The organism is Pseudomonas sp. FW215-R2 (assembly GCF_058789255.1).
Genome location: NZ_JBYTBO010000009.1, coordinates 141,988 through 163,945 on the forward strand (window position 1 = coordinate 141,988; position 21,958 = coordinate 163,945).

The 21,958-nt window shown below is 61.7% G+C and carries 20 protein-coding genes; 11 read left to right on the forward strand and 9 right to left on the reverse strand.

The window, feature by feature from the left end; translation table 11 throughout:
- Window positions 1-3: 3 nt before the first annotated feature.
- Complete coding sequence (locus tag AC3WRD_RS14725) at window positions 4-960, reverse strand: LysR family transcriptional regulator (protein WP_102620445.1); 957 nt, start codon at window positions 958-960, stop codon at window positions 4-6.
- Between the two features lie 112 nt (window positions 961-1,072).
- On the opposite strand from AC3WRD_RS14725, the gene AC3WRD_RS14730 reads away from it, so the two are divergent.
- Window positions 1,073-1,822 (forward strand): sulfite exporter TauE/SafE family protein, encoded by a 750-nt coding sequence (locus AC3WRD_RS14730; protein WP_173861322.1) that lies wholly within the window; start codon window positions 1,073-1,075, stop codon window positions 1,820-1,822.
- Here AC3WRD_RS14730 and AC3WRD_RS14735 read toward each other — a convergent pair.
- On the reverse strand, window positions 1,812-2,666 hold the full coding sequence (locus tag AC3WRD_RS14735; RefSeq protein ID WP_007955701.1) for a LysR substrate-binding domain-containing protein: 855 nt from the start codon (window positions 2,664-2,666) through the stop codon (window positions 1,812-1,814). The two genes, AC3WRD_RS14730 and AC3WRD_RS14735, sit on opposite strands and share 11 nt — an antisense overlap.
- 97 nt (window positions 2,667-2,763) lie before the next feature.
- Here AC3WRD_RS14735 and AC3WRD_RS14740 point away from each other — a divergent pair, with 97 nt between their 5' ends.
- Both AC3WRD_RS14740 and AC3WRD_RS14745 read left to right on the forward strand, forming a co-directional pair.
- Window positions 2,764-2,979: a DUF1127 domain-containing protein gene (locus AC3WRD_RS14740; protein WP_085607148.1), complete on the forward strand. Its 216-nt coding sequence runs from the start codon at window positions 2,764-2,766 to the stop codon at window positions 2,977-2,979.
- Between the two features lie 64 nt (window positions 2,980-3,043).
- A complete protein-coding gene (locus tag AC3WRD_RS14745) occupies window positions 3,044-4,291 on the forward strand; it encodes a winged helix-turn-helix domain-containing protein (RefSeq protein ID WP_102620443.1) in 1,248 nt (415 codons plus the stop codon).
- On the opposite strand, the gene AC3WRD_RS14750 is transcribed toward AC3WRD_RS14745, so the two are convergent.
- Window positions 4,288-5,634 (reverse strand): class II 3-deoxy-7-phosphoheptulonate synthase, encoded by a 1,347-nt coding sequence (locus AC3WRD_RS14750; protein ID WP_007955704.1) that lies wholly within the window; start codon window positions 5,632-5,634, stop codon window positions 4,288-4,290. The two genes, AC3WRD_RS14745 and AC3WRD_RS14750, sit on opposite strands and share 4 nt — an antisense overlap.
- 127 nt (window positions 5,635-5,761) lie before the next feature.
- On the opposite strand from AC3WRD_RS14750, the gene AC3WRD_RS14755 reads away from it, so the two are divergent.
- Complete coding sequence (locus tag AC3WRD_RS14755; RefSeq protein ID WP_096821076.1) at window positions 5,762-6,517, forward strand: spermidine synthase; 756 nt, start codon at window positions 5,762-5,764, stop codon at window positions 6,515-6,517.
- 3 nt (window positions 6,518-6,520) lie between these two features.
- On the opposite strand, the gene AC3WRD_RS14760 is transcribed toward AC3WRD_RS14755, so the two are convergent.
- On the reverse strand, window positions 6,521-7,312 hold the full coding sequence (locus AC3WRD_RS14760; protein WP_096821077.1) for a crotonase/enoyl-CoA hydratase family protein: 792 nt from the start codon (window positions 7,310-7,312) through the stop codon (window positions 6,521-6,523).
- Window positions 7,313-7,734: 422 nt separating this feature from the next.
- Here AC3WRD_RS14760 and AC3WRD_RS14765 point away from each other — a divergent pair, with 422 nt between their 5' ends.
- The gene (locus AC3WRD_RS14765) at window positions 7,735-9,408 is read left to right on the forward strand and encodes a DEAD/DEAH box helicase (protein WP_007955707.1); all 1,674 of its coding nucleotides are present in this window, start codon (window positions 7,735-7,737) and stop codon (window positions 9,406-9,408) included.
- 90 nt (window positions 9,409-9,498) lie between these two features.
- Here AC3WRD_RS14765 and AC3WRD_RS14770 read toward each other — a convergent pair whose 3' ends face one another.
- A complete protein-coding gene (locus tag AC3WRD_RS14770) occupies window positions 9,499-10,266 on the reverse strand; it encodes a DODA-type extradiol aromatic ring-opening family dioxygenase (protein ID WP_102620442.1) in 768 nt (255 codons plus the stop codon).
- Window positions 10,267-10,368: 102 nt separating this feature from the next.
- Here AC3WRD_RS14770 and AC3WRD_RS14775 point away from each other — a divergent pair, with 102 nt between their 5' ends.
- Complete coding sequence (locus AC3WRD_RS14775) at window positions 10,369-11,025, forward strand: thiopurine S-methyltransferase (RefSeq protein ID WP_096821079.1); 657 nt, start codon at window positions 10,369-10,371, stop codon at window positions 11,023-11,025.
- Between the two features lie 51 nt (window positions 11,026-11,076).
- Here AC3WRD_RS14775 and htpX read toward each other — a convergent pair whose 3' ends face one another.
- Both htpX and AC3WRD_RS14785 read right to left on the reverse strand, forming a co-directional pair.
- Window positions 11,077-11,964, reverse strand: a complete 888-nt coding sequence (htpX, locus tag AC3WRD_RS14780; protein WP_102620441.1) for a protease HtpX — start codon at window positions 11,962-11,964, stop codon at window positions 11,077-11,079.
- Between the two features lie 304 nt (window positions 11,965-12,268).
- Window positions 12,269-13,480 carry a pyridoxal phosphate-dependent aminotransferase gene (locus AC3WRD_RS14785; protein ID WP_085710751.1) on the reverse strand — a complete coding sequence of 404 codons (1,212 nt, stop codon included), beginning with the start codon at window positions 13,478-13,480 and terminating at the stop codon, window positions 12,269-12,271.
- Window positions 13,481-13,705: 225 nt separating this feature from the next.
- Here AC3WRD_RS14785 and msrB point away from each other — a divergent pair, with 225 nt between their 5' ends.
- The 3 genes from msrB (at window position 13,706) to AC3WRD_RS14800 (ending at window position 15,146) form a co-directional block, all read left to right on the forward strand.
- A complete protein-coding gene (msrB, locus tag AC3WRD_RS14790) occupies window positions 13,706-14,101 on the forward strand; it encodes a peptide-methionine (R)-S-oxide reductase MsrB (protein ID WP_096821149.1) in 396 nt (131 codons plus the stop codon).
- Window positions 14,102-14,202: 101 nt separating this feature from the next.
- The gene (locus tag AC3WRD_RS14795) at window positions 14,203-14,688 is read left to right on the forward strand and encodes a glutathione peroxidase (RefSeq protein ID WP_085730592.1); all 486 of its coding nucleotides are present in this window, start codon (window positions 14,203-14,205) and stop codon (window positions 14,686-14,688) included.
- Window positions 14,685-15,146: a MarR family winged helix-turn-helix transcriptional regulator gene (locus AC3WRD_RS14800; protein ID WP_096821081.1), complete on the forward strand. Its 462-nt coding sequence runs from the start codon at window positions 14,685-14,687 to the stop codon at window positions 15,144-15,146. Before AC3WRD_RS14795 ends, AC3WRD_RS14800 begins: the two co-directional genes overlap by 4 nt.
- Here the strand turns inward: AC3WRD_RS14800 and AC3WRD_RS14805 are convergent.
- The gene (locus tag AC3WRD_RS14805) at window positions 15,130-17,451 is read right to left on the reverse strand and encodes a hybrid sensor histidine kinase/response regulator (RefSeq protein ID WP_096821082.1); all 2,322 of its coding nucleotides are present in this window, start codon (window positions 17,449-17,451) and stop codon (window positions 15,130-15,132) included. The two genes, AC3WRD_RS14800 and AC3WRD_RS14805, sit on opposite strands and share 17 nt — an antisense overlap.
- A gap of 166 nt (window positions 17,452-17,617) precedes the next feature.
- Here AC3WRD_RS14805 and AC3WRD_RS14810 point away from each other — a divergent pair, with 166 nt between their 5' ends.
- On the forward strand, window positions 17,618-18,508 hold the full coding sequence (locus AC3WRD_RS14810) for an ATP-binding protein (protein WP_102620440.1): 891 nt from the start codon (window positions 17,618-17,620) through the stop codon (window positions 18,506-18,508).
- On the forward strand, window positions 18,505-18,987 hold the full coding sequence (locus AC3WRD_RS14815) for a GAF domain-containing protein (protein ID WP_085710746.1): 483 nt from the start codon (window positions 18,505-18,507) through the stop codon (window positions 18,985-18,987). The genes AC3WRD_RS14810 and AC3WRD_RS14815 overlap by 4 nt, the downstream gene beginning before the upstream one ends.
- Here AC3WRD_RS14815 and AC3WRD_RS14820 read toward each other — a convergent pair whose 3' ends face one another.
- A complete protein-coding gene (locus tag AC3WRD_RS14820) occupies window positions 18,988-21,933 on the reverse strand; it encodes an HD domain-containing phosphohydrolase (RefSeq protein ID WP_102620439.1) in 2,946 nt (981 codons plus the stop codon). It abuts the gene before it with no gap.
- Between the last annotated feature and the right edge of the window lie 25 nt (window positions 21,934-21,958).

Genomic DNA, 21,958 nt, shown 5'->3' on the forward strand with positions numbered 1-21,958 from the left:
CGGTCAGTGCCGGCCCAGTTCCCGTTGCAGTGCCAGATCCCACGGTGGCACGGGGCTGAAGCGGGTCTTGAGGTATTCCAGCAGCAGGCGGCTGCGGGAGCTGGCCTGTTGTTCCAGTCGCAGCGCGTAGATGCCGGTGCTCTCCGGTTTTGGCAGGCCGTTGTCACAGAACAGCGGCAGCAGTTCGCCGCGCAGCAAGTATTCGCTGGCCAGCCAGGTCGGCAGATGCGCGATTCCGAGGCCCGCAAGTGCACCGCACACCAGAGCCTCGGCGTTGTTGGCGCTCATGCGAACCCGCGCCGGGCGATGCAACTGCATCTGCCCGTCCTGTTCGAATCGCCAGGCGAAGGGCGGGGCGAGGCCGTCCCAATCGAGGCCGTCATGTTCACCCAGTTGTGCCGGCTCGCTCGGCACACCCCGACGCTTGAGATAGTCGGGGCTGGCGCAAGCGATGCGCACCATGCTCGCCAGCGGTGTGGCGACCAGTCGGGTATCGGCCATTTGCCCGGCGCGCAACACCAGATCGACCTTGCCCAGGTTCGAGCCGTCCATGTCGACGAAGCTGTCGATCAGATGCAGTTGCACGTCCAGCCCCGGATACAGCACCAGAAAGTCGGCAATCACTGGCGCCAGATGCCGACGCCCGAACGCTGCCGGCGCATCCACCCGGATCAAGCCTTCCGGCGCGCTGCTCAGGGAAACGGCTTCAGCGCGGGCCAGTTGCAGTTCGGCAACGATCCGCCGCGCCCGTTCGGCAAACGCCAGGCCGGCCGGCGTGGCGCGCACCGCATGAGTGCTGCGGATGAACAACTGGCTGCCGACAGCGCTTTCCAGGCTGTCGATACGCCGGGCGACGGCCGATGGCGTCAGCGGATGCCGGCGCGAGGCGGCGGAAAAACTGCCACTCTCCAGCACATCGAGAAACAACCCGAGTTGTTCGGTCAATTGATTGGGATTCATGAATCAGCTCAGTGCCTATGCGAATTTGGCACAGCCATTGTGCGTTGCTGTGCGTTTCCGTGCCAGCGCCGACTGCGTAGGATGAATCCCCTGACGTATGAGGAATTCTGCTGTGATCGAGTTTTTGCTGTACCTGTTGTCTGGCGCCGCCCTCGGCACCCTGGGTGGGATATTCGGAATCGGCGGCGGCTTGATCGCCATTCCGCTGTTGGGCGTGTGGTTCGGGCTCGATCAGCAGATCGCCCAAGGCACGGCGCTGGTGATGGTGGTGCCGAACGTGATGCTGGCGCTGTGGCGTTATCACCAGCGCAATCGCATCGAACTCAGGCACGCGTTGCCGCTGGCAGTGATGGGGTTCTGCTTTGCATGGATCGGCTCGATCTGGGCCGTGGGCATCGACGCGCAAACCATGCGCATCGGTTTTGTCGCGTTCCTTGTGGCATTGTCAGCGTACAACCTCGTGCGCATGTTCGGCGCGCGTCCGGCGGCGACTTCCGAGATGCGTTATTCATGGCCGTGGCTGGGCGTGCTCGGCGCGGCGTCGGGCACTATGGGCGGCCTGTTCGGTGTCGGTGGGGCAGTGGTGGCGACGCCGGTGCTGACCAGCCTGTTCGGCACCACTCAGGTGGTCGCTCAAGGCCTGTCGCTGGCGCTGGCATTGCCGAGCACCGGTGTCACGCTGGTGACGTACGCGGTGCACCACGAAGTGGACTGGATGATCGGCCTGCCGCTGGCCATCGGCGGTCTGGCCAGCATCAGTTGGGGCGTGAAGGTGGCCCACGCGATGCCGGAAAAACTCCTGCGTGGGCTGTTCTGCGGGTTCCTGGTGCTGTGTGCGGTGATGCTCGCCTTTAAAGTTTGAAACCTTCGACGATGTGCTCGGCCAGGCATTCGGTGATCGGCGACGGATTGTTCAGATTGCGGATCAGCATGATGCTGGCCTCGGGCAACAGCGGCAGATCTTCGGCGGCACCGAGAATTCGCAAGTCCGGGGTGATCAGGCTTTCCAGTTGCGCGGTGATCGCCAGACCCGCGCTCACCACCGCCATCAACGCCGACAGGCTGGTGCTGTTGTAGGCAATCCGGTATTCACGGCCCATGGCGTCCAGCGCATTGCAGGCCCACAGGCGGCAGAAGCAATCACTGTTGAACATCGCCAGCGGCAACGGCGTCTGCTCGTGGGCGCTGAAATTCTGTGCCTCGGCCCAGACGAAACGCTCCTTGCGCAGCAACTGGCCAATCTCGTTGCCCGGCTCGCGGGTGACGATCGACAGATCCAGGTCCGTGCGCTGCAGCAACTGTTTGGTCGACTCGCAATGCACTTCGATCTGGATCAGTGGATAGAACTGGGCAAAGCGCGACAGGATCCCCGGCAGAAACCGCATTACGTAATCGTCCGGCGTACCGATCCGCACCGTGCCGACCATGTGTGGTTCGCGCAGGGTGTTGAAGACTTCGCTGTGCAATTTCAGGATGCGCCGCGCGTAGCCGAGCAACACCTGGCCTTCGGCGGTGAGGCGCACCTGACGCCCGTCGCGCTCGAACAACTGGCGCTGCAACACGTCCTCTTCCAGACGCTTCATCTGCATGCTCACCGCCGACTGAGTGCGGTTGACCATTTCGCCGGCGCGGGTAAAACCGCCCTGATCGGCAATTGCGACAAAGGTACGCAGGACATCGGTATCGATACTGGGGTACGCCGACAATTGATGAATCTCCGTGATGCTTGCCATCAGAAACATTCGTTGGATTGATCGTAGCCCCGGCGCGAGACTTGAGCCATCCCTAAAGGAGGGCAACACGATGAAAGGTCAAAAACTGTATGTGAGCGATGAAAGAGTGCCGGTCCATCTGATTTCCGATCTGCTGCACAAGTTTAGCCGCTGGTACGAACTTCACCGCGAACGCGAGCTGCTCGCCAGTCTGAGCGACGAAGCGTTGAAGGACATCGGGGTCAGCCGTGCCGATGTCGAGCACGAAGCGATTCGGCCGTTCTGGGACGATCCGATGCATAAATGATGAGGCCATCGCTACACAAACCACTTTCAGGTGAGGTAGGTTGCGAGCAGACATGGAGGTACACATGCCCGCGACATTGTCCTTTTCCCTTAAACAGGCTCGACGTCTGGCACTGGCTGCCCAAGGGTTTCACGGGCGCCAGCCGCCGGCTGTCAAGGCGATGCACGTCAACCGGCTGATCGAACGCCTCGGTCTGTTGCAGATCGACTCAGTCAATGCGGTGGTGCGCTCGCACTACCTGCCGTTGTTTTCCCGTCTCGGTTCCTATTCTGCTGACTTGCTCGACCAGGCTGCCTGGAGTTCGGGGCGACGTCGTTCGCTGTTCGAATACTGGGGCCATGAAGCGTCATTGCTGCCGCTGTCGATGTACCCATTGATGGGCTGGCGCATGCAGCGAGCCAAGCGCGGTGAGGATATCTATCAGCAACTGGCGCGTTTCGGCCGTGAGCAACAGGACACCATTCGCCAGGTGTTGGCGTCGGTCGAAGAGCAGGGCGCACTCGGCGCCGGCAGCCTGTCGACCCGCGAGGAAAAGGCCGGGCCCTGGTGGGACTGGAGTGCGGAAAAACATGCGCTGGAATGGTTGTTTGCCGCCGGCGAAGTCACCGTGGCCGGGCGGCGCGGCTTCGAACGGCTGTATGACTTGCCGGAGCGAGTGATCCCGGCGTCCGTGCTGCAACAGCCATTGCCCGATGAGGCCGAGGCGCAGCGCGGTTTGCTGCTGCACGCGGCTGAGGCGTTGGGCGTAGGCACGGAAAAAGACCTGCGCGATTACTTCCGCCTGAACCCTGCCGATGCCCGACCGCGCCTGGCGGAGCTGGTCGAGGCCGGGCAACTGCTGACCTGCGAAGTTGCTGGCTGGCGTCAGATTGCCTACTGCCTGCCCGAACCGAAAGTCCCGCGCAAAGTCGAGGCCAGCGCATTGCTGTCGCCGTTCGATTCGCTGATCTGGGAACGCAGTCGCACCGAGCGGCTATTCGACTTCCGCTATCGGCTGGAGATTTATACGCCGCAGGACAAGCGGGTCTACGGCTATTACGTGCTGCCGTTCCTGCACAACGAACGGATTGCTGCGCGGGTTGATCTGCGCGCCGAGCGGGCTGCGGGGCGATTGGCGGTGCATGCGGTGCACGAGGAAGAACCGGGGCTGGATGAGGCGGGGATGCTGGCGTTGGCGCTGAACTTGCGGCAGATGGCGGATTGGTTGGGGCTGGAGCAGGTGCTGCTCAATTGCCAGCGCGAAAGTGCCGGGCGGTTGCGGGTGGCGTTGGCTCAAGTCGAAAACGACCGAGCCAACGTCATCGCGGTTTAGCGTTTGACCTGTTTCAACGTCTCGGCAATCAGAAACGCCAGTTCCAGCGACTGATCGGCGTTCATCCGTGGGTCGCAATGGGTGTGATAGCGATCCGACAAGCCATCTTCGGTGATCGGCCGCGCGCCACCGATGCATTCGGTGACGTTCTGCCCGGTCATTTCGATGTGGATGCCGCCGGCGTAGCTGCCTTCTGCTTCGTGAACCTGGAAGAACTGCTTAACCTCGCCAAGGATCTGCGCGAAGTCGCGAGTCTTGTAGCCGCTGCTGGCCTTGATGGTGTTGCCGTGCATCGGGTCGGAACTCCACAGCACCTGCTTGCCTTCGCGCTGCACCGCGCGGATCAGCGCCGGCAGGTGATCGCCAACCTTGTTCGCGCCCATCCGCGCGATCAGGTTGAGGCGGCCCGGATCGTTGTCCGGGTTGAGCACATCGATCAAGCGGATCAGGTCGTCGGGGTTCATGCTCGGGCCGACTTTGACACCGATCGGGTTGTTCACGCCGCGCAGGAATTCGACGTGGGCGCCGTCGAGCTGACGGGTGCGGTCGCCGATCCACAGCATGTGCGCCGAGCAATCGTAGTAATCGTTGGTCAGGCTGTCGCGGCGCACGAAGGCTTCTTCGTAGTTCAGCAGCAGCGCTTCGTGGGCCGTGAAGAAACTGGTCTCGCGCAGTTGCGGCGAGCTGTCCATGCCGCAGGCGCGCATGAACGCCAGGGTTTCATCGATGCGGTCGGCGAGGTGGCTGTACTTCTCCGCCAGCGCCGAGTTGGCGATGAAATCGAGGTTCCACTTGTGCACCTGATGCAGGTCGGCAAAACCGCCCTGGGCGAAGGCGCGCAACAGGTTGAGGGTGGCGGTGGACTGGTGATAGGACTGCAGCAGACGCTCCGGATCCGGCACGCGGCTGGCCGAGTCGAAGCCGATGCCGTTGACGATGTCGCCACGGTAGGCCGGCAGGGTCACGCCGTCGATGGTCTCGTCGTTGGCCGAGCGCGGCTTGGCGAACTGGCCGGCCATGCGCCCGACTTTCACCACCGGGCAACCGGCGGCGAAGGTCATGACGATCGCCATTTGCAGCAGCACTTTGAAGGTGTCGCGAATCTTCGCGGCGGAGAACTCGGCGAAGCTTTCCGCGCAGTCGCCGCCTTGTAGCAGGAACGCCCGGCCCTGGGTGACTTCGGCAAACTGACGACGCAGCTCCCGCGCTTCGCCGGCAAACACCAGCGGCGGATAGCTGGCCAGCGTCTGCTCGACCTGGCGCAGGTGCGCGGCGTCGGGGTATTGGGGTTGTTGCTGGATCGGCAAGGCGCGCCAGCTGTCAGGGCTCCAGGGTTGGCTCATCACGGTCTCTATGGTTCTACGCACGGACGGCCATGTTAGCAGCAATTAGTGCGTGACCTGCTCCCGCCGCATCGCCGACAATCGCCGCTTTGCCACGGCGCCACAGCGGTGACCACCAGGAGACGAAATGACTGAGGAGCGCGTCGAGCTGTTGCTCGCCGAGGTACAGGATGAGTTCGGCGTGATTCGCGTACTGGAAGTGGCCGACTACCGCTTTCTGGAGTTCGGCGACGCCATCGAGCAAAGCTGCGTGTTTACCGCCGACCCGAGCTGGCTGGAGTACGACTACACCCGGGCGATGCTGATTGGCGCGTTGTGCCATGAGCAACCGGAGAGTGCACTGTTTCTCGGCCTTGGCGCTGGCACGCTGACCCAGGCCTGCCTCAAGTTCCTGCCGCTGGAAGATGTCGAAGCCATCGAGTTGCGCCCGGATGTGCCGCGTCTGGCCATCGAATACCTCGGTCTCGATGACGATCCGCGGCTGTATATCCGCGTTGGCGATGCAATCGAACTGCTGCCGACGGCCGAACCGGCGGATCTGATCTTCGTCGACCTCTACACCGATGTCGGCCCCGGTGCCGCTCACCTTGCGTGGAATTTCCTCGGTGACTGTCAGAAACGTCTGAATCCCGGCGGCTGGCTGGTGATCAACCAGTGGGCCACCGATGACGGCAAGCCTCTGGGGGCGGCGCTGTTGCGCGGGCTCTATCACCGACATTACTGGGAACTGCCGGTGAAGGAGGGCAACGTGATTCTGATCGTGCCGGCGGATCTCGATCAGGTGCTGGACATGCAGGCGCTCACCGCCCGGGCTGAAGCGCTCGCGCCGAAGCTGGGGTACTCGTTGCAGTCGTTGATCAAGGCTATTCGCCCGGCGACCTGAACCTCAGATGCCTTTGAAGACCCCCGGTCTGCGCTCCACCAGCGAGCGCACGCCTTCCTTGGCATCCTCACTGGCCAGCAATTTCTTCACCAGCGGCGGCAAGCTCTGCGCCGCTGCGGTCTCGCCTTCATAGCGCGCCTGACGTGCCGACATCAGCGTCGCCTGCACCCCCAGCGGCGCCTGTCGGGCGATCCGTTCGGCCAGTTCGATGGCGCGTGGCAGCAAGTCTTCGCTGGCCATGACTTCCTGCACCAGGCCCAGGCGCAACGCATCATGGGCATCGAACTCGTCGCCGGTCAGCAGCCAGCGCATGGCATTGCCCCAGCCGGCTATCTGATGAAAGCGCAACGTCGCACCGCCGAACGGAAAGATCCCGCGCTGCACTTCCATCTGCGCGAATCGGGTGTTGCTGGCGCACAGGTTGATGTCGGCGGCGAGCATCAGCTCGATACCGATGGTCAGGCAATAGCCTTGCGCGGCGACGATCACCGGTTTGCTGACCCGTGGCCCGACAAATACGCCCCACGGATCGCAACCGCCGGGCGGCACCTGCCAGCCCTGGGCGAGGGCGGAACTGGCGTTGACCAGGTCGAGCCCGGCGGTGAAATGCTCACCATGCCCGAACACCACGGCCACCCGCGCGTCGCTGTCGGCCTCGAATTCACCGTAGGCCAGGGCCAGGTCATTGAGCAAATCCAGATCGAAAGCATTGCGCTTGGCTGCACGGTCCAGGCCAATCAAATGGACGTGACCGTGGCGCGCACGGCTGACGCGGCCGGGGCAGGGCTGATTCATGGGTGTTTCCTCGGACGGGAAGAAAGGGTGCAGCGACCAGATGCCGCACGTCGGTGAATCGTTTAAGCGCCATCGCCCGCAGGGCCGGGGTCTTTGAAAAATAGACCTTTGCCCGATTATCCGCAAAACCCCGTTACACAGCGGTGACAACTGTATTTCACCGATAAAAAAAGCTCCCTTTTTTGGCAAATTCCGGTATAGTGCGCGCCGGCCTTTAACCGGGCCGCGTTTAGGTAGCGCAATTCCCCGAAGTCAGCTTCGGCTGCACGTCCGCACTGCGGGCTCTTCCTTGACGATTCTTTTTCATTCATTCGTTTTCGCAAATCCCCGCCGACAAAGCTGCCAGGGCGACTCTTGAGTCTCAACACGGCATGTGCAGCTTTGGAGCATGGGTCTTTGCGGATGCACTTAGAGGCAGACCCATGACCCAGGAAATCGGCGGCTTCGCCGCTCTTGAACTTCATCCCAATATTGTCGCTGCAGTAGTCGCTACCGGCTATGAAGAGCCTTCGGCCATTCAGCAGCAGTCGATCCCGATCATCCTCGCCGGTCACGATATGATTGGTCAGGCGCAAACCGGTACCGGTAAAACCGCTGCCTTTGCCCTGCCTATCCTGCACCGCATTGATCCGTCCAAGCGCGAGCCGCAAGCTCTGATCCTGGCCCCAACTCGTGAGTTGGCGCTACAAGTTGCAACCGCTTTCGAAACCTACGCCAAGCAAATGCCGGGCGTAACTGTTGTGGCTGTCTACGGCGGCGCGCCGATGGGCCCACAATTGAAAGCAATCCGTAATGGCGCACAGATCGTTGTCGCCACTCCGGGCCGTCTGTGCGACCACCTGCGTCGCGACGAAAAAGTGCTGCAGACCGTGAACCACCTGGTTCTCGACGAAGCAGACGAAATGCTCAAACTGGGCTTCATGGACGACCTCGAAGTCATCTTCAAGGCCATGCCGGAAACCCGTCAGACCGTATTGTTCTCGGCTACCCTGCCGCAATCGATCCGTGCCATCGCCGAGCGTCACCTGCGCGATCCAAAGCACGTGAAGATTCAGAGCAAGACCCAGACCGTTACCGCGATCGAACAGGCTCACCTGTTGGTTCACGCTGACCAGAAGACCTCTGCCGTTCTCAGCTTGCTGGAAGTGGAAGATTTCGACGCTCTGATCATGTTCGTGCGCACCAAGCAAGCGACCCTGGATCTGGCCAGCGCCCTCGACGCCAAAGGCTACAAAGCCGCAGCGTTGAACGGCGACATCGCCCAGAACCAGCGTGAGCGCGTCATTGACTCGCTGAAAGATGGCCGTCTGGACATTGTTGTGGCGACCGACGTAGCCGCCCGTGGTCTGGACGTACCGCGCATCACCCACGTATTCAACGTGGACATGCCGTACGATCCGGAATCCTACGTGCACCGTATCGGCCGTACCGGCCGTGCCGGTCGCGAAGGCCGCGCGCTGCTGCTGGTGACTCCACGTGAGCGCCGCATGCTGCAAGTGATCGAGCGTGTAACCGGTCAGAAAGTTGCCGAAGTGCGTCTGCCGGACGCCCAGGCCGTTCTCGATGCCCGCATCAAGAAACTGACCAACAGCCTGTCGCCGCTGGTGGCTGACGCCGAATCGACTCACGGTGATCTGCTGGATCGCCTGACCGCCGACATCGGTTGCACCCCGCGTGCCCTGGCTGCTGCTCTGCTGCGCAAGGCCACCAATGGTCAGGCGCTGAACCTGGCAGCGATCGAGAAGGAACGTCCACTGGTGCCGAACAGCGCTCCACGTGGCGACCGTCCTGAGCGTTCCGGTGATCGTCCGGACCGTGGTGATCGCGAGCGTCGTGCTCCGATGCCACTGGGCGAAGGCCGTGCCCGTTGCCGTACCGCGCTGGGCGCGCGTGACGGTATCGCGGCGAAAAACCTGCTGGGCGCCATCCTCAACGAAGGTGGTCTGGCACGTGAAGCCATCGGTCGCATCCAGGTGCGTGACAGCTTCAGCCTCGTCGAGCTGCCGGAAGATGGTCTGGACAAACTCCTGACCAAGCTGAAGGACACTCGCGTTGCCGGTAAGCAGTTGAAGCTGCGTCGCTACCGCGAAGATTGATCCGCCCTTGGGCTGATTGATCGAACATAAAAAATCCCCGACTGGTTCGGGGATTTTTTTTGCCTGCGATTTGAGGTGGGAACGAACTCGTCAGCCGAAGCGGTAGATGTCCATGCCCAGCGCGCCCATGGTGAACCCTTGGTGCGCAATGCTGAACTCACCGCCGGCACCGCGAGCGAAGTACAGCGGCAACAGATGCTCGTCGCTCGGATGGCTGCGCACAGCGTTTGGCGCTTGCTGGCGGTAATCGTGCAGGGCGGCTTCATTATTGGCTGCCAGCTTCTCGATAATCCAGTCACGGAAGTCTCTGGCCCAAGGCTCGACGCTTTCCGGGCCGGCATGCCAGTCCAGTTCACGCAGGTTATGGGTGATGCTGCCGGAGCCGATCAACAGAATGCCCTGGCCGCGCAGGCTGGCCAGCGCCTGGCCGACGCGGGTCTGCAACGCCGGGCCGCCACGGCTGGGCAGGGAAACCTGAACCACCGGGATGTCGGCTTGCGGATACATCAGCGACAGCGGCACCCACACCCCATGGTCGAACGGTCGTTGCGGGTCGAGACGCGCGGGCAGGTTGTTGGCGGTCAGCAGTTCGGCGACCTCTTGCGCCAATTGCGGATTGCCCGGTGCGGGGTACTGCACTTCAAACAATGCACGGGGGAAGCCGCCGAAATCGTGCCAGGTTTCCGGTTGCGGATGGCTGCTGACCAGCAGCTCATGGCTTTCCCAGTGGGCGGAAACGATGACGATGGCTTTCGGACGCGGCAGTTCGGCGGCCAGACGCGCCAAGGCCGGGCCGCTGGCGCCGGGTTCCAGCGCGAGCATGGGCGAGCCGTGAGAGATAAACAGGCTGGGAAGCATGGAAGGGTTCCTGAGCGTTAAGATGGTTCATCTTCAGTCAGTTCATTGATCTAATTCCAATATAAGTTTTAACGCTTTTTGATCGAATTCTTAGGAGGAACCATGCAGCCGGAGTTTTGGCACAAGAAGTGGGAATCGAACCAGATCGGCTTTCACCAACCCGAGGTGAACCCGTATTTGCAACGGCATTGGCCCGATCTGGCGATCCCGGCGCAGGCGCGTGTGCTGGTGCCGTTGTGCGGGAAAAGCCTGGATCTGTTGTGGCTGGCCGGTCGTGGGCATCGGGTTCTCGGCGTCGAGCTGTCGCAGAGGGCTGTCGAAGACTTCTTCCGTGAACAGCAATTGCAGCCGCAGATCAGCGAAGAGGGCGGCTTCAAGGTTTATCGGGCCGGGGCGATCGAGTTGTGGTGCGGGGATTTCTTCGCCTTGTCCGCGAGCGATGTGGCCGAATGCACGGCACTTTATGACCGCGCGGCGCTGATCGCCTTGCCGGCGCCGATGCGTGAGCGCTACGCGTCGCACTTGCAGAATATCTTGCCGGCAGGCGTACGCGGTTTGCTGATCACGCTGGATTATGATCAGGCGCAAATGCCCGGACCGCCGTTTGCAGTGGAAGATGCCGAGGTGCAGCGTCTGTTCGGTGGCGGCTGGCAGGTGCAGGCGCTGGAAGAACAGGACGTGTTGAGCGAAAGCGGGAAGTTCCTGCAGGCGGGAGTGACGCGCCTGGAAGAGCGGGTGTACCGGCTGACTGGCCAGTAACAGGCACAAAAAAGGCCCGCATCACTGCGGGCCTTTTTTTAGCCGGGCTGATCAGCCGCGACGACGCAGGGCGTCGATACGCTCTTCCAGCGGCGGGTGGCTCATGAACATGCGGGCGAACCCTTGTTTGATGCCACCGTTGATGCCGAAGGCATTCAGGGTGTCAGGCATGTGCACTGGCAGTCCCTGCTCGGCGCGCAGGCGTTGCAGGGCGCCGATCATCGCGCTGGTACCGGCCAGACGGGCGCCGGCTTCGTCGGCACGGAACTCCCGTTTGCGCGAGAACCACATCACGATCGCGCTGGCCAGGATGCCCAGAACCAGTTCGGCAAAGATGGTCGCGATGTAATACGCGATGCCCTGGCCTTCCTCGTTCTTGAAGATCACCTTGTCAACGAAGTTGCCGATGATCCGCGCGAAGAACATCACGAAGGTGTTCACCACGCCCTGAACCAGTGCCAGGGTGACCATGTCACCGTTGGCCACGTGGCCGATCTCGTGGGCCAGAACGGCTTTCACTTCATCCGGAGAGAAACGCTCCAGCAAGCCCTGGCTGACCGCGACCAGCGCGTCGTTCTTGTTCCAGCCGGTGGCGAAGGCGTTCGCTTCGTAGGCCGGGAAAATCCCGACTTCGGGCATCTTGATCCCGGCTTCGCGGGACAGTTGCTCGACGGTTTGCATCAGCCATTGCTCGTGGCGGGTGCGCGGCTGGGTGATGATCTGGGTGCTCGTGCTCATCTTCGCCATCCACTTGGAGATGAACAGCGAGAACAGCGAACCGGCGAAACCAAAGACGGCACAGAAGACCAGCAGCTGACTGAGGTTGAGGTCAACCCCGTTGGCCGCCATGAACCCGTTGAAGCCGAACAGGCTCAGGGTGATGCTGGCTATCAGCACGACCGCCAGGTTAGTGGCCAAAAACAGCAGGATGCGCATCATGGTTGTAGAAATCTCCTCAAGCTAAAGATGTAGCGTACTGCGGGGTATATAAGGTGCGGCACCGGGCGATTCAACCGAGTGACTATTTCAAACTGTGTCCTACATCGGATTCTCCGGTGTGCGGGACAATTCCCACCCCTGAAGACGACAAGGATGACAGCCGCGCGCCACCCACCGGCATTGCATCAGGCGCATGTGATCGGTACGAATCGACAGTGTAGAAGGCGTACGGAAGGGGGCGGGGCAGAAGTGTTGCTGAATCAGACAGTGCGCAACGAAAGGCTCGTTGCGCACGGATCGCCGGTTACTGGCGGTAGGACTTGAGGAAGTTGCCGATGCGCCCGATGGCCATGTCCAGGTCATCGACACGCGGCAGGGTCACGACACGGAAGTGATCCGGCCACGGCCAGTTGAAGGCCGTGCCCTGAACCACCAGCAGCTTCTCGGACAGCAGCAGGTCGAGGACGAATTTCTCGTCGTTGTGGATCGGGCAGATCTTCGGGTCGATCTTCGGGAAGGCATACAGGGCGCCCATCGGCTTCACGCAGCTCACGCCGGGAATGTCGTTGAGCAACTCCCAGGTGCGGTTGCGCTGTTCCAGCAGGCGACCTTGCGGCAGCACCAGGTCGTTGATGCTCTGATAGCCGCCGAGGGCGGTCTGGATCGCGTGCTGGCTCGGCACGTTGGCACACAGGCGCATGTTGGCCAGCATGTCGATGCCTTCGATGTAGCTGTGGGCATTGTGTTTCGGCCCGGAAATGGCGATCCAGCCGGAACGGAAACCCGCCACGCGATACGACTTCGACAGACCGTTGAAGGTCAGGCACAGCAGGTCCGGCGCCAGCGAAGCGGTGCAGATGTGAACGGCGTCGTCGTAAAGAATCTTGTCGTAGATTTCGTCGGAGAACACCACCAGGTTGTGCTGGCGAGCCAGTTCCAGCATGCCCAGCAACACTTCCTTCGAATACACCGCGCCGGTCGGGTTGTTCGGGTTGATGATCACCATGGCCTTGGTGTTCGGGGTGATCTTGGCCTTCATGTCGGCCAGGTCCGGGAACCAGTCGGCGCCTTCGTCGCACAGGTAGTGCACCGCGTTACCGCCGGCCAGGCTCACGGCAGCGGTCCACAGCGGATAGTCCGGCGCCGGCACCAGCACTTCGTCACCGTTGTTGAGCAGGGCCTGCAACGACATCACGATCAGCTCGGATACGCCGTTGCCCAGGTAGATGTCTTCGATGCCGACACCTTCGACCTGCTTCTGCTGGTAGTACTGCATCACGGCCTTGCGCGCGCTGAACAGGCCTTTGGAGTCGCTGTAGCCCTGGGCGGTCGGCAGGTTGCGGATCACATCCTGGAGAATTTCGTCCGGCGCTTCGAAACCAAAGGGCGCCGGGTTGCCGATGTTCAGCTTGAGGATGCGATGGCCTTCCTCTTCCAGGCGTTTGGCGTGCTTGAGCACTGGGCCGCGAATGTCGTAGCAGACGTTGGCGAGCTTGTTCGATTTGCTGAACTGCATGGCGATGTGATCCCGAAAATGAACGATCCAGGCGGCGAATGGACAACCGTGCTGGGAATCCTGCGTCTTCACACAGGCAAGCGTCTTGAGCGGCGGTTTCCAACAATCAGTTTGAATGCGCAGGATCCCGCTGCCAGACTGGCGTGTGACGAGGCGCAATCATACGTGCCGCCCGATCCGTGGAAAAGGTACAGATCGGGCTTTTTCAGCCGCTGAGGTGTGATGATGGAAAAGATTGAAAAGACCCTGGAAGAATGGCGCGCGATGCTCGACCCGGAGCAATACAACGTGTGTCGTCTCAGTGCCACCGAGCGACCGTTCTCGGGCAAATACAACGCCACCAAGACCGACGGTGTCTATCACTGCATCTGCTGCAATGAGCCGTTGTTCGATTCCAAGACCAAATTCGACTCCGGTTGCGGCTGGCCGAGCTTCTACGCGCCGATCGGCGAGAGCGCCATGACTGAAATCCGTGACACCAGCCACGGCATGATCCGCACCGAAGTGAAATGCGCCCGATGCGATGCGCATCTGGGTCACGTGTTCCCCGATGGCCCGCCGCCGACCGGTCTGCGTTACTGCATCAACTCGGTGTGCCTGGACCTGGTGCCGCGCGAATAGCCGATGCGGGCGATCCCTGGATCGCCATTCGGATAATTAAATTGCACACAATTCAATTGCTCGCTATTTTTACAGCTTCTCAACTTTCCAGAGTGCGCACCATGAGCGATAACCTGCTGACCATTCCGTGCACCACCATCAAGGGTGAGCAAAAGACCCTGGCCGATTTCGCCGGCAAAGCGGTGCTGGTGGTCAACACTGCCAGCAAGTGCGGCTTCACCCCGCAATACAAGGGCCTTGAGGAGCTGTGGCAGACCTACAAGGATCAGGGGCTGGTGGTGCTGGGCTTTCCGTGCAACCAGTTCGGCAAGCAAGAACCCGGCAACGAGGGTGCGATCAGCGAGTTCTGCGAGCTCAATTACGGCGTCAGCTTCCCGCTGTTCAAGAAGATCGAAGTCAACGGCAACGGTGCGCATCCGCTGTTCGTGCAGTTGAAGAAGCGTGCGCCAGGTGTACTGGGTTCCCAGGGCATCAAGTGGAACTTCACCAAATTCCTGATCGGCAAGGACGGCCAGTTGGTCAAGCGCTTCGCCCCGGCCACCAAGCCGCAGGACCTGAGCCGCGAGATCGAAGCCCTGCTCAAATGAACGATCTGTCAGCCGATGCGCTGAAGCTCGACAGTCAGTTGTGCTTCAAGCTGTACGCCGCGTCCCGGGCCGTGATTCGTGCCTACAAGCCGATGCTCGATCAGCTCGGTCTGACCTACCCGCAATACCTGGCGATGCTGGTGTTGTGGGAATGGCAGGGCGCGGCGCCGGAACAACCGACCGTCAAGGCACTGGGCGAGCGTCTGGCGCTGGATTCCGGGACGCTGACGCCGCTGCTCAAGCGCCTGGAGCAACTGCAACTGGTGCAGCGTCAACGTTCGGCGCGGGACGAGCGTGAGGTTCACCTGAGCCTCACGCCTCAGGGCCAGGCGCTGCGCGAGCAGGTCGGGCCTTTGAAGGACCGGTTGCTGTGCGACAGCGGCGTGGACCTGGATCGTCTCAACGAACTGCGTACCGGGCTTGATCATCTGCTGGGGCAAATCAAAGCGCTGTCGTAGTTGGTATCCACTGATCCAGCAGCGCTGCCAGTTCTTCGCGACGGAACGGTTTGGCCAGGTAGTCACTCATGCCCGCCGCCCGGCAGCGCTCCCGTTCCTCGGACATGGCGTTGGCCGTCAACGCCACGATCGGCAAGTGTGGCCAGCGACCGCTCTGACGGATCTGCCGGCTTGCTTCGTAACCGTCCATCACCGGCATGTTGCAGTCCATCAGCACCAGATCGAACTCATGGTGTTCCAGTTGATCCAGCGCTTCTGCGCCATGGGCCGCCACCACCACCTCGCAGCCGAGTTTACCGAGCATGCCCTTGGCCACCAGTTGGTTGACCGGGTTGTCCTCCACCAGCAACACCCGCCCGCGACGCTGAGATGGCACGCTTTCAAGACGCGCACGGTCGATGGTGGTGATGTCCGGTTGCAGGGTTCTGCGCAGATTCTGATACAGCGCGTTGCGTGCCAGGGGACGAGCCTGCTGCTGTAGCGGGGCAAGGGCCGCAGCTTCTTCGCCCGGCATGAAACTGCCGTAAGCGGTCACCAGCAGAATCGGTGCGGTCATGGTCGGGCGCAGGCCAAACAGGCATTCGGGGCAATCGGTGATGATGATGTCCGGTGACGGGCCGAGGAGTGACGCTTCGATCGTGCGCTGTTCGTACGACAGACCCCAGACCGGCAACAGACTGCCGAGCAGCTCTGACAGGCCGCTGGCCGCCGTGGTGATGGCGAGCACGCTGCCATGCAGCGGGGCCGGGATGACTGCGCGGGTGTGGCAGGGCAACGGCAGTTCGGCACAGAACTGACTGCCGAAACCGACTTCGGAACTGATCGTCAGGCGCCCCTGCATGGCCTCGCAAAGGTTGTAGGTCAAGGCCAGGCCCAGCCCGGTGCCGCCGTACTGGCGGGTGATACCGGCCCCGGCCTGGGTGAAGGGCTGGAAAATCTTCACCTGGGCTTCCTGGGCGATACCGATGCCGGTATCGCAGACCTCGATGCGCACGCCATCCTTCCAAGTCGACAAACGCACATCGACCCGACCAAAACGGGTGAACTTCAGGGCGTTGGACAGCAGATTACTGACGATCTGCCTGACCCGGGTCGGGTCGCCGAGCACCAGCGCCGGAAAGTGCGGATCGATCAGACACGTCAGCTCCACGCTTGGCGCCGCGTTCTGCGACAGCAGGTTGGCGGTGTCTTCGATCAACGAGCCGAGGTCGAACGGGATGTGTTCGAGCTCCAGTTGCCCGGCATCGAATTTCGACAGGTCGAGAATATCGTTGAGCAACTCCACCAGCACTTTGCCCGAGTCGTGGGCAATGGACAGTTGTTGCTGCTGTTCGCCGTTGAGCGGGCCGTCGAGGGACAGCGCGATCATGCCCAGCAGGCCATTGAGCGGGGTGCGAATCTCGTGGCTCATGTTGGCAAGGAACGCCGAGCGGGCCTCTGCCATGTCCAGTGCGGTGCTGCGGGCGACCTCCAGTTCCTCGTTGGACTGGCTGAGACGGGCGTTGATCGCTTTGAGTTCGGCGGTGCGTGCCGACACGATGTCTTCGAGTTGAGCGAGGTAGTCGGTGAGACGGTTTTCCGCGGTGCGCCGTTGCTGGATTTCCGTGGCGATGTTCTCGAACTGCTGGTTGGCGACCTTCACCAGCACGCCGATCTCGTCGTTGGCGTGTCCACTCGGACATTCAAGCGTGGTCGGTTCGGCACTGCGCGGATCGCGCCCGCTGAGTTCACGGATCACCCGCACCAGCGGCTTGGTCAGCATCACGTAGAACAGTGCCAGCAGGATGCCGGTCAGGATCAGGCTGCGGGCAAAACCGTTGAGCAGCGTGACTTCGGCCCGGCGCAGGAAGCGGCTGCCGAAGGCATAGGTGTCGACTTCCAGGCTCAGGGTGCCGAGGGATTCGTTGGGCAAATGGTCGAGATAGAGCCGATCTTCGAACTCGCGTTTGGCGCCGAACAGAAAGTCGCTGATCAACCGATAGCCGCTTTGCAGCTCCGGGCGCTTCACGCTGGCCAGAACCGTCTGATTGTTGTCGGTCAGTTGTGCGGAAATGATGGCCGGCGAGCGCAGCAGGCCCAGCGTGAGTTCCTGGGCCAGCTCGGCATCGATGTTATAGGCGATACGCGAGGCCGGGTTATGGCTGATTTCCAGCAAAGACAGGATTTCACGGTTGATGGACGCGTCTTCACTGGCATAATCGATGCCGATTTGCAGCAGGCTGAGCAGCGTGCCCAGAATGAACCCGACCAGCACGGTAAGCCGGGCCTGTTTGTATGACAGCCGGTGGGTGAATTTGATATCCATGGGGTGTTGAACCACTTCCGTTTCCCTTCGCTGCTCAAGCATAGTCGATCATGTATGGATACCGTGGTTCCCGAATCGCCTTGTAACAAGGGCCGGGGCGGGTGTCGAACGCTATCGGTCGTCGCTGTATCGCCATCATTACTGTGAACCAGCCCGAGGAGAAGACGTGGATTCCCGATTGAATGCTTTTCTTGAGCGCGCCGAGTCGGTTCTGGCGCGGATCGAACCGCTGCTGCCGGCACCACGCCCGGTCATCGACTGGGGCACTTGCCTGGCCGCACGCTGGCAGCGTGACGGTCGCAGCGGCTATCTGCTGCCGCTGGAAGTCAGCCTCGACATGCGTCTTTCGGACTTGATCGGTGTCGATCGGCAACTGGAGCAACTGGGCCGAAATACCGAACAGTTCCTCGACGGCATGCCGGCCAACCATGCGTTGCTCTGGGGTTCGCGCGGTACCGGTAAATCCTCGCTGGTACGGGCGCTGCTGGCCGAGCACGCCAAGGCCGGTCTGCGCCTGATCGAGATCGAACGCGATCACCTGGCCGACCTGCCACGGGTGGTGGAGCAGATCGGCAAACTGCCGCAACGTTTCGTGCTGTTTTGCGATGACCTGTCGTTCGAGTCCGGCGAAGGTGATTACCGTGTGCTGAAAAGCGTGCTGGATGGCTCGCTGGAGCAGGCGCCGGACAACGTGTTGCTGTACGCCACCTCCAACCGTCGCCACCTGGTGCCGGAAAAGGAAAGCGACAACGAAAACTGGAAGCGCGTCGATGGCGAACTGCACCCGAGCGAAGCGGTGGAAGACAAGATCGCCCTGTCGGACCGCTTTGGCCTGTGGCTGTCGTTCTATCCGTTCACCCAGGAACATTTCCTCAACGTCGTCGAACATTGGATCGGCCAGTTGGCCGCCAAGGCCGGCCTGAGCTGGCAGCGCGACGAACAACTGGACATTCTCGCCGTGCGCTGGGCGACCGGCCGTGGCAACCGCAACGGACGTTGCGCGTACCAATTCGCCCGTTACTGGGTGGGACTGAAATTGCTGGAGCACAAGGCATGATTGATTTGCAACAGAGCGGCCAGGGCCTCGAAGGCTATGGCATGTTGGCCGCGCAATTGGAGTCGCTGCTGGCGGACGAGCGCGATTTCATCGCCAACGCCGCGCAGTTTTCGGCGTTCCTGTTCAACCAGCTCGATGACCTGAACTGGGCCGGTTTCTACCTCAATCGCAATGAAGAGCTGGTGCTCGGCCCGTTCCAGGGCCAGATCGCTTGCGTACGCATTCCGTTCGGTCGCGGTGTGTGTGGCGCGGCGGCGGCCAGTCTGCAGACACAACGGGTCGAAGACGTTCATGCATTCCCCGGCCACATCGCCTGTGACAGCGCGTCGAACAGCGAACTGGTGGTGCCGTTGGTCAAGGATGGTCGGCTGATTGGCGTACTCGACCTCGACAGCCCGAAGCTTTCGCGTTTCGGCGCAGACGATCAGGCTGGTATCGAACGACTGGCGGCGATCTTCCTGCGCCTGACCGACTGCTGATCACGCCGCAAGCCCCGCCTTGCGCAGCACGCCGGCAGGGTCGACAGCATCGATCTGTTGCGGGTCGAGGAAACGGCTGGCGTATTGCAGATACAGACCTTCGCGGATGAACAGGCCGAACAGCTCGGCATCGATATGTGCCTCGCGGCACATGGTGGCCATGATTCCCAGCGCTTCGCTGAGGGTCTTGGCCTTTTTGTACGGGCGGTCGGCGGCGGTCAGCGCTTCGAAGATGTCGGCAATCGCCATCATCCGTGCCGGCAGGCTCATCTCCTCGCGTTTCAAACGTTTCGGATAACCGGTGCCGTCCATTTTTTCGTGATGGCCGCCGGCAATCTCCGCCACGTTGTTCAGATGCCCGGGGAAGGGCAGATGGCTGAGCATCAGGATCGTCTGCACCATGTGGTGGTTGATGATGTAACGCTCCTCTCGGGTCAGCGTGCCACGAGGAATGCTCAGGTTGTACAGCTCGCCACGGTTGTACTTGTAGCGCGGGACGTCGAGTTTGAACCCCCATGGGTTGTCTTCCGGAATCAGTTCGCTGTCGGCACGTTCGAGCAGATGCTCGGGCTTGTCCGCCAGTAACCTTTCGCTGACCGGAAGGGTGGGCGCCGATGTGCGTGCCTGGCGCCGGTTTTCCTCCCAGGACACGCCCAGGCGATCATCCAGGGTACGTGTCCAGGTGCGTTGCGCAATGCCCTCAAGACGCTGAAGGTCGGCGTCGGCCATGGCCTCACTGCCCAGATTGCAGCGGGCGACAAAACTGAAGTCATCATCCAGCGCTGTCAGCGTCGCGTCGCGCAGGCTGGCCAGTTGTCGTTCGTCGCCACCCGACGCCAGGGCTTGCCAGTAGCTGATCCACGCATCGCGCTTGAGCACTTCGAACCGGGTGCGGACTTCATGGATGCGATCGTTCAGGGTTTCCAGTTTGGTGGCTTTGTCGACGACGTATTCCGGCGTCGTGACTTTGCCGCAGTCGTGCAGCCACGCGGCGATGTGCAAGGCTTCCCATTCGTCCTCACTGGGCTGGTAGTCGCTGAAGGCGGGGGCCTCGCTGGCCGCGGCGGCGTGGGCGAGCATCAGGGTCAGTTCCGGCACGCGTTGGCAATGCCCGCCGGTGTAAGGGCTCTTGGCATCGATGGCGCCGGCGAGAAGTTGAATGAACGCATCCAGCAGCTGTTTCTGCCGGGCTTGCAGACGCTGGCTCTCGATACTCACCGCCGCCGCACCGGACACCGCTTGCAGGAACGCGATGCGGTCGGGTCGCAGCTTCTCCAGGTCGGCCGGGGTGCCGCTGTCATTGATCAGCAACACCAGCAGGCCGATTGTTTCGTTGTGCTGGTTGTGCAGGCGGATCCCGATCAGGTGGACGCGCGGCGTGTCCATGGCCAGCAGAACCTTTTGCAGGTCGGCGGCCTGTTCGAAGCCGAAGTTGCTGACCACGTTGTTGGCATGCGCCAGTTGCTCGAACCATTCGGGACCCTGCGCGGTATCAAGGTTGTGGCCTTGAATATCGAACGCTGCCAGCGGCCGGGAAGTGCCGTCGACCACCAGCCCGTAAGGCTCCATGCGGTTGCCATCACTTTCACGCAGGTAGATCAGACCAGCCTGGGCCTGGGCAATTTGCACCGTTTCGAACAACACCCGTTGCAGCAGTGGGGCGAACCGGGTTTCGGCGGTCAGGCTGTCGGTGATGCGAAAGAAGCTGGCCAGGGTGTCCTTCATCCGCGCCATCGACAGGCTCAACTGGTCGACCTCCAGCACCGGCGAGCGGCGGGTCACGGGAAAGTTGAAATCGAAGCTGCGGATGGCATCGGCTTCCTTGACCAGTGCATGCAGCGGCTTGACCAGAATCCGCGAGATCAGCCAGCCCAGCGGCAGGCACAGCAACAGGGTGGCAAGGGTGATCAGCGCACCTTGCCAGCGCATGCGATAGGCATCGACCAGTAACTCGTCCTCCGGCACCAACAAGGCCATCTGCAAACCTTTCGGGCCGCCTTCCTGCAGGCTGCTGCGGGCGACGATCCAGCGTCGTCCGTCAGCTTTCAGGCGTTTGCCCTGATGATCGGCCGACAGCAGGGCATGCAGGCTCGGGCTCAGGTCAGCCGCCTTGGCCAGGCGCGCGGTGCGGTCATCGACGATCAGCCGGCTGCTGTCGGGATAGGCCACGGCGTTGCCTTCGGCATCGAAGAGGACGATTTCTGTCGCCGGCGTCACCACGTGTTTGGTCAGGGTCGCCGACAGTGCGTCGAGGGTCAGATCGGCAGCGATCACCGCGTGCACGCTGCTGCGCCGGGCGAGGGTGGTGCCGACATTATGGGTGGAAAAAAACACATAGGGTTCGGTGGTGATTTGTTCGTTCTGTTGCTGCGCGCGGGTGTACCAGGTGCGGCTGCGCGGGTCGTAGGCATCGTCCGGATTGTCGTGACGACCCACCGCTGACAACGCCTGATCGAAAAACAGCGATTGCGATCTGACGCCGCCATCGGCGTCATGTTCGATGCTCCAGACCTGATACGCCGCTGCATCCGGAGCTTTCAGCAAGGTTCTCAGTGACGCGGTGCGCAAGGGGCGCACCATGAAGAAATCGCCGTTGTCGTAACCCAGATACAACGAGGCCAGGTCCGGGTTGTCCGCCAGTGACTGGCTGAACGGCTTGAGCAGCGTCAGGCGTTTTTCAAGCGTTGAGGCCTGAGTCCCGGAGTTGTCCGCGAGCAGGCTCAGCAGGTGCCGGATTGGCGCGTAGGTCGATTGCAGGTCGACGCGTACATCCTGTTCGATGCGTTCGAACAGTTTTTCACTGCTCGACAGAATGATCTGTGTGGTCTGCCGGTAGTTGAACAGCCCCAGCACGACCCCGGTGAGCAGCAGCAGAAAGGTGAACATGACGCTGATGTGCACGTGCAAAGGGAACCGGCGTTGATCCGGGCGCAGTGGGCTGGGCATTGCGGACTCTCCGTGTTGGTAAACA